Origin of the sequence: Prauserella endophytica, assembly GCF_005146945.1 — a bacterium.
GTDB lineage: Bacteria > Actinomycetota > Actinomycetes > Mycobacteriales > Pseudonocardiaceae > Prauserella_A > Prauserella_A endophytica.
Window position 1 is genome coordinate 127822 of sequence record NZ_SWMS01000013.1, and the last position, 12920, is coordinate 140741.

Below are 12920 nucleotides of genomic sequence, written 5' to 3' on the forward strand. Positions count from 1 at the left end.
TTCGAGGCGACCGGGTATCTTCATAAGCTGTTGTGCGTACGAGCGTCTGCGCTCAGCCCGCACTGAACCCACACGCAATGTTGACGACGAGGTAGACCCTTGCCCACGTACAGCCCCAAGCCCGGCGATGTCACCCGTGCCTGGCACGTGATCGACGCCGAGGATGTCGTGCTCGGCCGGCTCGCGACCGAGGTCGCCACGCTGCTGCGCGGCAAGCACAAGCCGACCTATGCCCCGCACGTGGACACCGGTGACTTCGTCATCATCGTCAACGCCGACAAGGTGGCCCTCACCGGTAACAAGCGCGAGCAGAAGTTCGCCTACCGGCACAGCGGCTACCCCGGCGGTCTGCGCAAGCGCTCCTTCGGTGAGCTGCTCGAGACCCGCCCTGAGCGGCTGGTCGAGAAGGTCGTCAAGGGCATGCTGCCGAAGAACAAGCTCGGCCGCGCCCAGGCCAAGAAGCTGAAGGTCTACGCAGGGCCCGAGCACCCGCACGCCGCGCAGCAGCCGCAGCCGCGCGAGATCTCCAAGATCGCTCAGGTTACCCAGTGAGTGAGGAACAGGTAGTGACCAGCACCGAGACCGAGGCCGCCACCGACGCGGCTGTGACCAGCGAGACGCCGGCCGCGCCGAGGCCGTCCCGCGCCGCCGGTGGCACCGCGCAGACGGTCGGCCGCCGCAAGGAGGCCGTCGTCCGGGTGCGGCTCGTGCCCGGTTCCGGCCAGTTCAAGCTCAACGGCAAGACGCTCGAGACGTACTTCCCCAACAAGGTGCACCAGCAGCTCATCCGTGAGCCGCTGGTGACGGTGGAGAAGCCCGAGTCGTTCGACGTGTTCGCCAACCTCGACGGCGGCGGCATCTCCGGCCAGGCCGGGGCGCTGCGTCTCGCCATCGCGCGTGCGCTCGCCGAGATCGACGCCGACGACCGCCCGGCGCTGAAGAAGGCCGGCTTCCTGACCCGGGACGCGCGTTCCACGGAGCGGAAGAAGTACGGCCTCAAGAAGGCCCGCAAGGCTCCGCAGTACAGCAAGCGCTGACGCGCCACAGCAACGCACGGGAGCGCCCATCCGATACCTGGATGGGCGCTCTCTCGCGTTTCGGGGTGCGTCCCGCGGTGGAACGCGCCGCGTGCGTACCCGCCTGGGGCCGCTTCCCCGCGGTCGCTAGGTTTGATCGGGCCGCTCCCGGGGCGGACGCTCACAGCAGGACCCTCACACGGAGGTCGAGGACATGGCTCGCCTTTTCGGCACCGACGGGGTGCGCGGCCTCGCCAACGCCGAACTCACGCCCGAGCTCGCGATGTCGGTCGCGGCAAGCGCCGCCCGCGTGCTCGCCGCACACGACCGCTCGCACCGGCCCGTCGCCATCGTCGGCAGGGATCCGAGGGCCAGCGGGGAGATGCTGGAGGCGGCCGTTGTCGCCGGGCTCGCGTCGGCGGGCGCGGACGTACTGCGGGTCGGCGTGCTGCCGACGCCGGCGGTCGCGTTCCTGGTGGGCGACCTCTCCGCGGATCTTGGCGTGATGATCTCCGCGTCGCACAACCCGATGCCCGACAACGGCATCAAGCTCTTCGGCGAGGGTGGGCACAAGCTGCCCGACGGTATCGAGGACGAGATCGAGGCCGGGCTCACGGCCCACGGCGCCCGGCCGACCGGCGCGCAGATCGGCCGCGTCTCCGATGTCGACGACGCACTCGACCGCTACGTCGCCCATCTGCTCGCGGCCACGCCGCACTCACTCGCGGGCCTGCGCGTGGTGGTCGACTGCGCGAACGGCGCCGCCTCGCAGGCCGCCCCGGAGGCGTACCGCAAGGCGGGCGCCGAGGTGGTCGCGCTGCACGCGGACCCGGACGGCGTCAACATCAACGACGGCTGTGGCTCCACCCACCCCGAGGACCTGTGTGCCGCCGTCGTCGAGCACGGCGCCGACCTCGGCATCGCCCACGACGGTGACGCCGACCGCTGCCTCGCCGTCGACGCTCGGGGCAACCTCGTGGACGGCGACCAGATCATGGCCGTCCTCGCCCTCGCGATGGCGGAGGCCGGTGAGCTGGCCGAGACGACGCTCGTCGCCACGGTGATGAGCAACCTCGGCCTGCACCTCGCGATGCGTGAGCACGAGATCGTGCTGCGGACCACGGCCGTCGGCGACCGCTACGTGCTGGAGGAGCTGCGGGCGGGCGGCTTCTCCCTCGGCGGCGAGCAGTCGGGGCACGTCGTGCTGCCCGGACACGCGACAACGGGTGACGGGCTGCTCACGGCGATGCGGCTGATGGGCAGGATGGCTGCCACCGGGAAGCCGCTCGCCGAGCTGGCCGGGGTGATGCGCAGGCTGCCGCAGGTGCTCGTCAACGTGCGCGTCGCCGACAAGGCCGCCGTGGCCGCCTCGCCCGCCGTGCGGGAGGCCGTGGACGCGGTGAGCGCGGAACTGGGCGACGAGGGCCGCGTGCTGCTGCGCCCGTCGGGCACCGAGCAGCTCGTGCGCGTGATGGTCGAGGCGCCGGCGGAGGACACCGCCCAGGCCGCGGCCGACCGGCTGGCCGGGGTCGTCGCCTCGGTCTCCTGAGCAGGCGTTCGGCGTTTCGGCTTGCAAATTTCCGATCTCGGTGCGCGCTGACCTGCGCCTCGGTACATTCTGTGCATTAGCGACGGCACCGGGGCGGAACCGTGTGCGTCGTAGAGGCGATCGCACAGTCAACCGGGAGGGGGAGCGGTCGTGACCGGGGTCAACGCACCGAGCGGCTATACCGCAGACACGGGCTCCATGGCGAGCCAGGCGCAGACGATCAACGATGCCGCCGAGGAAGCCAAGGACGCCGTCAAGGACGTCAAGCCCGCGAAGGTCACGGAAGCCGACTTCGGCACCGCCCACACGCAGTACGGCGCCGACTTCACGGCGGCGATCGAGGCGCTCGGCACGGGCTCCGACGCGATGTGCGGCGCGCTGATCTCGCTGGCCCAGGGCATCGGCAGCGCGGGCAAGCAGTACGCCACGGCCGAGTCCGAGCAGGCCGCGGCCGCCAACCAGTCGGGGAGCGGGATGTGAGCGAGCAACGCAGCTGGGAAGAGACGAAGGCGATCCTGGACGATCCTTACGTCTCGGCGGACACCAAGCAGGCGGTGCTGGGCGCGTACTCCCGCGACGGCGGCGGCTTCAACGAGGACGCGGCACCGTACTTCGAGCAGTACAACGTCCCCCGGTACACGTTCGGCAGCGGCGGTGGCCTGGTCGACTACCTCGACGACGCGGCCTACGAGCAGGCCGAGCAGGAGTCGGAGGAGAACGGCTACCAGGACCGCCAGGTGCGGGACCGGCTCGAGGAGAACCAGGGCGAGCTGGACAACGCGCAGGCGCCGGGCTCGGGCTCGTCGGCCATCGCGAAGGCGGACGAGCTGCTGGACCTGGCGCGCGACGGGCTCAGGGTCTTCGAGACCTTCATCCCGATCGACGCGGAGGCCCCCGGCGACCAGAAGCACATCGATTCGCCGTTGAACTACGACGAGGACATCGTCAAGCGATTCGACGAGCAGAAGGGCATCGACTTCCAGAAGCTGCTCGACGAGGCCAAGCGGCTGCGCGACGCGCACACCGTGCTGTCCGATCTGCACAGCACCACGGAGTCGAGCCTCAACTCCCTCTACAAGGACTGGACCGGCGACGGAGCCAACGCCTCGTACCAGAAGTACAGCGAGGACATCGCGCCCAACACGCAGACGCTGCTGGAGTACCTGAGCGGTGGCGCGGACGTCATCGAGGCCACGGTGCAGACGGTCTACGAGGCGGTGAAGTACAAGGCCGACGAGGTCATCGCCATGTACCAGTCCACGGTCGGCGCGGCCACCGAACAGACCGCCAGGGACGTCATGAAGCTGGCGAACGGCGACTTCTCCTCGCAGGACGAGATCCTGCCGGTGGCGGCGTGGGTCGACGCGGAGACCGGCAGCGACATCGAGTCCCGCATCCGGTCCGACGACTGCGGTCTCAACGAGGGCAACAAGAACTACGTCATCGACCAGTGCAAGCAGTGGGTCCGGGACTCGTGGAACCCGGACCTCTACGACAACCTGCACCAGCGCTTCACACAGCTGTGCGATGACACCAAGGAGGCCGTGGACACGGCCTTCGAGGAGATGAACTCCTACCTCAAGGAGTACAAGAGCGAGTTCCCGGAGGAGTCCGCGCAGCCCCAGCCCCAGCCGCAACCGCAGCCCCAGCCGAACCCCGGCGACACCGGTGGCGGCGGAGGCACGGGCGGCGGCGGGACCGGTGGCGGCGGGACCGGTGGTGGGACCGGTGGCGGCGGCGGTGTCCCCAGCGCGCCCACCCCGCCCGAGATGGAGACTCCGGGGGCGCAGGCCCCTGGCAAGAACCCGGTCACCGGCGAGGACCTGGAGGTCAACCCGGAGACGGGCGAGCCCTACCCGATCGACCCCGAGACCGGTGAGGCCATCAAGGACACCGGCAGCGACCAGGACACCCTGACCGTGGAGAAGGGTGACCACACCTTCGAGATGACCGAGCCCGACGAAGACGGGAAGATGGAGATCTCCGTCGACGACGGCTCCGGCGAGCTCAAGGACTACAAGCTCGACTTCGGTACGGGCGAAGAGGGCGCCGGGGGCGCCGAGGGCCGGCAGGAGGGCTTCGGCCCGCAGGGGTCCGAGGGCGCGGACGGTGAACAGGTGTACCGGCCCGGCCCCGACGGCAAGATCCACATCGAGGACGGCAACCTCAAGATCACGGCCGAGCAGCCGGAGGGCCCGGACGGGCCGACCAAGGTCACCGTCGACGACGGCAACCCGCCGCCCACCACCTACACCCTCGGTGAGGCCAAGCAGGAGGGCGGTGGCGCGGGCGCCCAGGGCGGCACGCCGCGGGAAGGCATCCGGACGATGCCCGCGCCAGGTGAGAACCCGTTCACCTCGGGTGGTTCCGAAGGCGGGTCGTTCGCCGGTGGCGGTGGCACGCCGGTGGAGGGCGAAGCGGCTGGAGCGCCCGCCGGCGTGGCCGGTGGCGACGGCGCGAGTATCGGCGGGGCTGTCGGCGGCGAGGGCGTGCCGGGTGGCGGTGACGGCGCCGGTGGTGGCCAGCAGACCGAGCCGTCCGCCGGTGGCGGAGGTAGCGGCGGCGGTGGCGGCGGGGGCGACTTCGGCGGCGCTGCCGGTGCTCCGGCTGCCGTCGGTGGCGGTGGCGAGGGCGACGCGCTCGACGCCGGTGCCCAGTCGGGCGCGAGCACACAGTCCGCGCCGGCCGGGGCAGGCCTCGGTGTCGCTCCCGGTGGCATGGGCGAGGCGATGCCGGCCGCGGCCGCGCAGGGCAACGGCATGTCGGGCGGCGCAGGTGGCATGGCCGGAGGCATGGGCATGATGGGCGGCATGGGTGCCATGGGCGGCGCCGGTGGCGGCCAGGGCGGCGACCAGGAGCGCAGCTCGAACCCGTACCGCATCGACGGTGGCATCTTCGAGAGCGGCGGCAGTGGCGGCGGCAGCCGGATCAGTGGTTCGCTGAACGACGGCGCCGAGCGCTCGATCCGGTTCGACCGGTGAGCGGCATGGCCGACGGCAGAGGTGAGGAGTCCTGATGGCTGAGGGAAAGGCCGCGGCGGTCATCACCCGGTTGGGACAGATCAACCGCGAGATGAGCGAGCGCCGCGCGTTGCGGGAGCGCCGGTCCGCGGCGGCGAAGCAGCAGGCGAAGGAGACCTTCCAGCGGCAGGGGCAGGTGGCCGACAAGACCGCCAAGCACCTGGGCGAGCTGGGCCGCAGGCAGCGGGAGGCCGGCGGCTGGGCCACCGAGAAGGCGCTCGCCGACCGCGACAAGGTCATGGGTTTCGGCCAGGTGGAGGACGAGGAACAGCCCGCCGACGACTACTCGCGCTACGCGGGCGGTGCGCCGGTCGGCCCGACGGCCGCTGCGTCCCCGGCACCCGCGGGGGCCCCCGCGCCGCAGCCGGAACCGCCGCAGCAGCAACGCAAGTACTCGCGCGCGATCGCCCCGCCCGCGCAGGCGGAGCAACCGGAGCAGCGCAAGTACTCGCGGTCGGTCGCGCCTGCCCAGGAGCCGGAGCCGGAGACCCCGCCGCCACCGCCTCGGCGTGCTCCCCGGCACGCCAGGGAGGAAGAGCGGTTCGACGACGACGACTTCTCGAACAACAGTTGGCTGAAATGAACGCAGCGGTGGCCGAACGGGCCGACGAGATCAAGGAGCTCGTCTGCCGGGTGCTGGAGATCGAGCCGGAGAAGGTCAGCGACACCGACCTGTTCACCGAGGATCTCGGCGCCGACTCGATGAAGCTGATCGAGCTGCTCGCCAACCTCGAGATCGAGTTCGACGTGGAGATCGACGAGGACGAGATCGAGCGGCTCGTCAACCTGCGTGGGGTGTACGACGTGCTCAGTGCGGCGCTGGACGCCTGAGCCGTGCGCAGAGTGGTGATCACCGGCATCGGTGTCGTGTCCAGCATCGGCACCGGCGCCGCCGCCTTCGCTCGGGCCCTGCGGGAGGGACGCAGCGGGGCGCGGCCGATCGGGGCGTTCGACACCACGGGGTTCGCGCACGCCACGGGCTGTGAGGTGGTCGGGTTCGAGCCGGAGCGCTGGGTGCGCAACGTTCCGCTCGACGAGGTCGGCAGGGCCGCCCGGTTCGCGATCGCGTCGGCCAGGATGGCGCTGGACGACGCCGCGCTCACCGAGGAGGAGCTGCGGCGCCGGCCCGGTCTGGTGTCGATCGGCACCACCGACGGCGGCTCGGACGACGGTGAGCGGCTGGCCGCCTCGTATGTCCACTCCGGACCGGAGTCGATGGATCCCGTTGCGGCGCGCAGGCTTCCGGCGAGCACGCTCGCCACCGGGGTCGCCCGTGAGCTCGGGCTGTCCGATGTGGATGTCTCGACGATCGCGACCGCGTGCGCGGCGGGCAACTACGCGATCGGCAACGGTTTCGACGCGGTGCGCACGGGCGAGGCCGACTTCGCCCTGTGCGGCGGCGCGGACGCGATGTGCCGCATGACCTTCACCGGGTTCTACCGGCTCGGCGCGGTGGATCCGGACGGCTGCAGGCCGTTCGACGTGAACCGGCGCGGCATCCTGACCGGTGAGGGCGGCGCGGTGCTGCTGCTGGAGCCGCTGGAGTCGGCGCTGGAGCGCGGGGCAAGGGTCTACGCGGAGATCCTCGGCTACGGCCTCAACTGCGACGCCCACCACCAGGTCGCACCCGACGGCGACAGCGTGCGCCGGTGCATGGAGCTCGCGCTCGCCGACGCCGGGGTGGGGCCCGGCGAGGTGGATCTGATCTCGGCGCATGGGACGGGAACGAAGGCGAACGACGTCACCGAGTGCGGGGCGATCCGTGGGGCGTTCGGCGACCGGCCTCCGCGCACGGTGTCGGTGAAGTCGATGCTGGGGCACACGATGGGCGCGGCGAGCGCGCTCGGCGCCGCGGCGTGCGCGCTCGGCATCGAGCACGGCTTCATCCCGCCCACCATCAACCACACGGAAAAGGACCCCGACTGCGGCATCGACTGCGTGCCGAACACGGCGGTCGAGGCCGAGCTGCGGGTGGTGCAGAACAACGCGCTCGCCTTCGGCGGCAACAACGCCGTAGTGGTGCTCGGGAAGCGGTGAGGCGCATGGGACCGGTGATCACGGCGTGGTCGGCGATCTCGTCGTGCGGGGTCGGGAGCGCGGCGTTCGAGGCCGGCCTCGTGCGGCCGAGCCCGCTCGACGACGAGAGCCCAGGAGCGAAGGCGTTTCTCGCCTCGGATTTCGTGGTGCGGGAGGCGCTGGGCACCAAGGGCACCGGCTCGATGGACCGCTCCAGCGCGCTCGCGGTCGGCGTGGTCGGAGAGCTGCTGCCCGCCGTCGACGTGGACGCGCGCACGGGCGTGGTGCTGGGCACCACCTCGGGCAGCTCCCAGACGCAGCTGGAGTTCACGCGCGACTCCCTGACGCGCCGCAAGCCGTACTTCGTCAACCCGGCTTCGATGCCGTTCGCGCTGATGAACAGCGCCGCGGGCCAGGCGGCGATCTGGCACAAGCTCACGGGTCCGAACACGACGATCGCAGGCGGGCGGATGTCCGGGCTCAGTGTGCTGCGCTACGGCGCTCGCCTGCTCGCCACCGGTCGCTCGAGCGGGGTCGTGTGCGGCGCCGTTGAGGAGTACAGCCCCACGCGGGCGTGGCTGGAGCACCACCGGGGCGCTACGACCGTGCTGGGCGAGGGCGCCGCGGTGGTGTTCCTCGAACCGGCGGGCACGGCGAGGCCGCCGCTGGCCGAGGTGCTCGGCGTCGCGACGCGGGTCGCCGTGGACGGCGGCGCCGCCGGAGCGCTCGCGGCATGCCTGTGCCGCGTGCTGGAGCGGGCGGGCGCCGAGGCGGAGGACGTGCGAACGGTGGCCGTCTCGGCCCAGGAGGGGGAGCTCGCCGACGCGGAGCGCACAGCCCTCGCGAGGTTGCGGGCGTCGGTGGTGGACCCGGCGGAGGTGATCGGCGACGTCGGCGCCGCGACGGGCCCGTTCCAGGTCGTGACGTTGCTGCGCTCGCCGGGCCTCGCTGTGGCGACTGCGCTCGACCCCGACGGCACCGTGGGCTGCGTGCTGCTGCGCGTGCTCAGCTGACGGCCGGTTCCGGCTCGTACGCGATCGGCGCCGCCTTGAGCTCGGCCTCCAGCAGCGACCGGTAGGCGTTCGAGCCGGTCAGGTGGGTCAGAAAGAACGCGGTGAACAGCGCGCGGACGGTGCGTTGCGTGGCACGGTGGGGCTTGCCGTGCAGCAGGGCCTGGCTCCAGTGCGCGCCCTCGGTGACGCCGAGATGCGACGACTTCGGCAGCGTGCGCAGCTGCACGGGGCCCGCCCACGCCCTCGCGATCGCCTCCGCGTTGCCGCCCGCGGGCGCCACCAGGTCGTTGTCGGCGGCGAGGTGCAGCCCGGGCACGGTGACGCTCCCGGCCGCGGCGGTGGCGGTGGGCATGGTCTGCGCCGCCGCGACGGTGGCGACGGCCTTGATCTCGGGCTCGCCCCCGGCGGCGGCCGCGAGCACGGCGGCGCCGCCGCCGATGGAGTGCCCGGCGAGACCGAGTTTGCGCGGGTCGACGCTGATGCCGTCGGGGCCGAGCCGCACACCGCGCACGACGTCGAGCGTGGAGCGCAGGTCGGCGGCGAAGAGCCGGTGCGAGGGCAGCGGACCGCGGTGCGTCGCGGGCGCGGCGGCGACGATGCCCCAGCTGGCGAGGTGGCGCAGCAGCTCGCGGTAGCGGCCCGGCGGCTGGAGCCAGCCGTGTCCGAACGCGACGGCGGGCAGGTTCAGCCCCTCACGCGGAGTGAACACGACGCCGGGGAGACCGACGAGCGCGAGGTCGCCGCGCAGCACCTCGTGCGGACCCGGGTGGGAGAGCTCCTCGAGCAACTGCTTCGGCTTGCTGGCCATGGCTGGAGGGTAGCCGAACGATCAGGTGGCGGCAGGCGTGCCACGGGCGGAAGGTGCTGCCGCCCTACCCGGCCGGGGTGCTCGCGCTGTGTCGTTACGCTGGGGCACGTGTGTGGAATCGTGGGATACGTCGGACACCGGCAGGCGCTCGACGTCGTGCTCGGCGGCTTGCGCCGGATGGAGTACCGGGGTTACGACTCGGCGGGTGTCGCGGTGCTCGACGGGGCCGGATCCCTGACCGTGGAACGGAAGGCGGGTCGTCTCGCCAACCTGGAGTCGGCGCTGGACACCACCGGCAGGGACGCCTTCACCGGCACCGCGGGCATGGGTCACACCCGGTGGGCGACGCACGGCGCGCCGGTGGACCGCAACTCCCACCCGCACCGGGACTCCAGTGACCGCGTCGCCGTGGTCCACAACGGCATCATCGAGAACTTCGCGGCCCTGCGCGCCGAGCTGGAAGCCGCCGGGGTCGAGCTGACCAGCGACACCGACACCGAGACCACGGCGCACCTCATCGCCCGCGCCTTCGACGAGGGCGACACGAAGGGTGACCTCGCCGCGAGTGTGCGCACGGTGTGCCGCCGCCTTGAGGGCGCGTTCACGCTCGTGGTCACCCACGCCGACCAGCCGGACCTGATCGTCGCGGCTCGGCGCTCGTCACCGCTGGTGGTCGGCGTCGGCGAGGGTGAGACGTTCGTCGCGTCCGACGTCGCCGCGTTCATCGAGCACACGCGCGAGGCCGTGGAACTCGGCCAGGACCAGCTCGTGGTGATCGACCGCGACGGCTACGTGGTCACCGACTTCGACGGCGAGCCCGCGCAGGGCAAGCCGTTCACCGTCGACTGGGACCTCTCGGCCGCGGAGAAGGGCGGCCACGAGTACTTCATGCTCAAGGAGATCGAGGAGCAGCCCGACGCGCTCGCCAACACGCTGCGCGGGCACTTCGAGTCCGGCCGGATCGTGCTCGACGAGCAGCGGATCGCCGACCAGGACCTCCGTGATGTCGACAAGGTCTTCGTCGTCGCCTGCGGTTCGGCCTACCACTCCGGGCTGGTCGCCAAGTACGCCATCGAGCACTGGTGCCGCCTGCCCGTGGAGGTGGAGCTGGCCAGCGAGTTCCGCTACCGCGACCCGGTGCTCGACCGCGACACGCTCGTGGTCGCGGTTTCGCAGTCGGGGGAGACGGCCGACACGCTGGAGGCCGTCCGGCACGCCCGCACGCAGAAGGCCCGCGTGCTCGCCGTCTGCAACACGAACGGCGCGCAGATTCCGCGCGAGTCCGACGCCGTGCTCTACACGCACGCCGGGCCGGAGATCGGCGTCGCCTCAACCAAGGCTTTTCTCGCGCAGATCGCCGCCAACTACCTGGTGGGCCTCGCGCTGGCCCAAGCGCGGGGCACGAAGTACCCCGACGAGGTCGCGCGCGAGTTCAGCGAGCTGGAGGCAATGCCCGCCGCTGTCCACAAGGTACTGTCCACAGTAGAGCAGGTGCGGGACCTCGGCCGGAGGATGGCCGACTCGAAGGCCGTGCTGTTCCTCGGCAGGCACGTCGGGTTCCCGGTGGCGCTGGAGGGTGCGCTCAAACTCAAGGAGCTCGCCTACATGCACGCCGAGGGCTTCGCGGCGGGCGAGCTGAAGCACGGCCCGATCGCGCTGATCGAGGAGGGCCTGCCGGTGGTCGTGGTGATGCCCTCGCCGAAGGGGCGCGCGGTGCTGCACGCGAAGCTCGTGTCGAACATCAGTGAGATCCAGGCGCGTGGCGCCCGCACGATCGTGATCGCCGAGGAGGGCGACGACACGGTGCGCCCGTTCGCCGACGAGCTGGTGGAGGTGCCCGCGGTGCCGACCCTGTTGCAGCCGCTCGTCTCCACGGTGCCGCTGCAGGTGCTCGCCGCCGAGATCGCCCGCACCCGGGGCTACGACGTGGACAAGCCGCGCAACCTGGCGAAGTCGGTGACGGTGGAGTAGACAGTGGCCTGTGCGCGGAATCTGGACCACTGATCACATCCGGCAGGCCGAGGAGCGGCTCCTCGCGGTGACGCCGGAGGGCGCGCTCATGCGGCGCGCCGCGCACGGGGTGTCCGTGCACGCGGCCCGGATGCTGGCCGAGCACACCGGGTCGGTCTCCGGCAGGCGGGTGGTGTTGCTGGTCGGAGCGGGCAACAACGGCGGCGACGCGCTGTGGGCCGGCGCGTTCCTGCGCAAGCGCGGGGCCGGCGTCGCGGCGGTGTTGCTCCAGCCGGGGAAGGCGCACCCGGAGGGGCTCGCGGCGCTGCGGAGGGCCGGCGGCCGGGTGGTCCCGCTCGCCGACGGTCCACAGTGGATCGAGAGCGCCGACCTGGTGGTCGACGGCATCGTGGGCATCTCGGCGAAGGGTCCGCTGCGCCCCGACGCCGCCGCGCTCGTGGAGCGCGTCGCCGCGCCCGTGCTCGCGGTGGACCTGCCGAGCGGGGTGGAACCCGACAGCGGCGCCGTCGACGGACCGGCCGTGCGGGCGACGGCGACGGTGACGTTCGGCGCGTACAAGCCGGTGCACGTGCTCAACCCTGAGCGCTGCGGCGAGGTGGTGTTCGTCGACATCGGCCTCGGCGATGAGCTGGGGGAGCCGGACCTGCGCGGGCTCGACGCGGCCGACGTGGCGGCGGCGTGGCCGATGCCGGGGCCTTCGGACAACAAGTACTCGCAGGGCGTCACGGGGGTCGCGGCCGGTTCGTCGGCCTACCCGGGTGCGGCCGTGCTCGCGGCGGCTGCCGCCGTGCGGGCGACGTCGGGCATGGTGCGCTACGCCGGGCACGCCGCGGACGTGGTGCGCTGGCACTGGCCCGAGGTGGTGGCCACCGGCTCGATCTTCGACGCGGGGCGAGTGCAGGCGTGGGTGGTCGGGCCCGGCATCGGAACCGGGAGCGCGGGCCGGGACGTGCTGGTGCACGCGCTCGGCCAGGGCGTGCCGGTGTGCGCTGACGCCGACGCCATCACGATCATCGCCGAGCGTCCCGAGGTGCTCGACGCCCGTGACCCGGACACACCGCTGCTGCTGACCCCGCACGACGGCGAGTTCGAGCGGTTGACCGGAAACGCGCCCGGCCCGGACCGCGTGGGGGCCGTGTGCGAGGCCGCGCGCCGGTTCGACGCCGTCGTGCTGCTCAAGGGGCACAGCACGCTGGTCGCCGACCCGGCGGGCCGGGTGCTGGTCAACAAGGCGCGGGGGTCGTGGCTCGCGACGGCGGGCTCGGGCGACGTGCTGTCGGGGCTGACGGGCGCGTTGCTGGCCTCGGGCGTCGAGCCGTGGCTCGCGGCGGGGGTCGCGGCCGACGTCCACGCGCGGGCCGGCGAGCTGGCGGCCCGCGGGGTACCGGCGTCGGCGTCGGGTGTGCTCGCCGCGATCCCGGACGCGATCCGGCAGGCTCGCTCCCTGGCGCCGTGAGTTATTACCGAGTTATGTGTTAAAAACGCGCCGATCTTCTGGTAGGAAGGGCCGGTGAGCGATCTCCCCGA

Annotated in this window: 12 protein-coding genes; 11 read left to right on the top strand and 1 reads right to left on the bottom strand. The window is 72.2% G+C overall.

The window, feature by feature from the left end; translation table 11 throughout:
• Nucleotides 1-99: 99 nt before the first annotated feature.
• From rplM to FCN18_RS23120, 9 genes are all read left to right on the top strand, one after another.
• Entirely contained in the window at nucleotides 100-552 is a 453-nt protein-coding gene (gene rplM, locus FCN18_RS23080) for a 50S ribosomal protein L13 (RefSeq protein WP_112276897.1), read from the top strand.
• A 14-nt stretch (nucleotides 553-566) separates the two neighbouring features.
• Nucleotides 567-1037 (top strand): 30S ribosomal protein S9, encoded by a 471-nt coding sequence (gene rpsI / locus FCN18_RS23085; RefSeq protein ID WP_112276899.1) that lies wholly within the window; start codon nucleotides 567-569, stop codon nucleotides 1035-1037.
• Nucleotides 1038-1230: 193 nt separating this feature from the next.
• Entirely contained in the window at nucleotides 1231-2565 is a 1335-nt protein-coding gene (glmM, locus tag FCN18_RS23090) for a phosphoglucosamine mutase (RefSeq protein ID WP_137096072.1), read from the top strand.
• Between the two features lie 150 nt (nucleotides 2566-2715).
• Nucleotides 2716-3045: a hypothetical protein gene (locus FCN18_RS23095; protein WP_110334858.1), complete on the top strand. Its 330-nt coding sequence runs from the start codon at nucleotides 2716-2718 to the stop codon at nucleotides 3043-3045.
• Nucleotides 3042-5546 (top strand): WXG100 family type VII secretion target, encoded by a 2505-nt coding sequence (locus FCN18_RS23100; protein WP_137096073.1) that lies wholly within the window; start codon nucleotides 3042-3044, stop codon nucleotides 5544-5546. Before FCN18_RS23095 ends, FCN18_RS23100 begins: the two co-directional genes overlap by 4 nt.
• 34 nt (nucleotides 5547-5580) lie before the next feature.
• Nucleotides 5581-6168 carry a hypothetical protein gene (locus FCN18_RS23105; protein WP_112276905.1) on the top strand — a complete coding sequence of 196 codons (588 nt, stop codon included), beginning with the start codon at nucleotides 5581-5583 and terminating at the stop codon, nucleotides 6166-6168.
• A complete protein-coding gene (locus FCN18_RS23110; RefSeq protein WP_112276907.1) occupies nucleotides 6165-6416 on the top strand; it encodes an acyl carrier protein in 252 nt (83 codons plus the stop codon). The genes FCN18_RS23105 and FCN18_RS23110 overlap by 4 nt, the downstream gene beginning before the upstream one ends.
• A 3-nt stretch (nucleotides 6417-6419) precedes the next feature.
• The gene (locus tag FCN18_RS23115; protein ID WP_112276909.1) at nucleotides 6420-7622 is read left to right on the top strand and encodes a beta-ketoacyl-[acyl-carrier-protein] synthase family protein; all 1203 of its coding nucleotides are present in this window, start codon (nucleotides 6420-6422) and stop codon (nucleotides 7620-7622) included.
• A gap of 5 nt (nucleotides 7623-7627) precedes the next feature.
• On the top strand, nucleotides 7628-8614 hold the full coding sequence (locus FCN18_RS23120) for a beta-ketoacyl synthase N-terminal-like domain-containing protein (protein WP_137096074.1): 987 nt from the start codon (nucleotides 7628-7630) through the stop codon (nucleotides 8612-8614).
• Here FCN18_RS23120 and FCN18_RS23125 read toward each other — a convergent pair.
• Nucleotides 8607-9422 carry a dienelactone hydrolase family protein gene (locus FCN18_RS23125; RefSeq protein ID WP_112276913.1) on the bottom strand — a complete coding sequence of 272 codons (816 nt, stop codon included), beginning with the start codon at nucleotides 9420-9422 and terminating at the stop codon, nucleotides 8607-8609. The genes FCN18_RS23120 and FCN18_RS23125 overlap by 8 nt on opposite strands.
• A gap of 108 nt (nucleotides 9423-9530) precedes the next feature.
• On the opposite strand from FCN18_RS23125, the gene glmS reads away from it, so the two are divergent.
• Both glmS and FCN18_RS23135 read left to right on the top strand, forming a co-directional pair.
• Nucleotides 9531-11393: a glutamine--fructose-6-phosphate transaminase (isomerizing) gene (gene glmS / locus FCN18_RS23130; protein ID WP_137096075.1), complete on the top strand. Its 1863-nt coding sequence runs from the start codon at nucleotides 9531-9533 to the stop codon at nucleotides 11391-11393.
• 10 nt (nucleotides 11394-11403) lie between these two features.
• Nucleotides 11404-12849, top strand: a complete 1446-nt coding sequence (locus tag FCN18_RS23135) for an NAD(P)H-hydrate dehydratase (RefSeq protein ID WP_113642970.1) — start codon at nucleotides 11404-11406, stop codon at nucleotides 12847-12849.
• The last annotated feature ends 71 nt before the right edge of the window (nucleotides 12850-12920 follow it).

Coding starts and splice junctions, on each gene's coding strand:
- glmM (WP_137096072.1), top strand. CDS start 1,231: ATGGCTCGCCTTTTCGGCACCGACGGGGTGCGCGGCCTCGCCAACGCC.
- FCN18_RS23105 (WP_112276905.1), top strand. CDS start 5,581: ATGGCTGAGGGAAAGGCCGCGGCGGTCATCACCCGGTTGGGACAGATC.
- FCN18_RS23110 (WP_112276907.1), top strand. CDS start 6,165: ATGAACGCAGCGGTGGCCGAACGGGCCGACGAGATCAAGGAGCTCGTC.
- FCN18_RS23120 (WP_137096074.1), top strand. CDS start 7,628: ATGGGACCGGTGATCACGGCGTGGTCGGCGATCTCGTCGTGCGGGGTC.
- FCN18_RS23125 (WP_112276913.1), bottom strand. CDS start 9,422: ATGGCCAGCAAGCCGAAGCAGTTGCTCGAGGAGCTCTCCCACCCGGGT.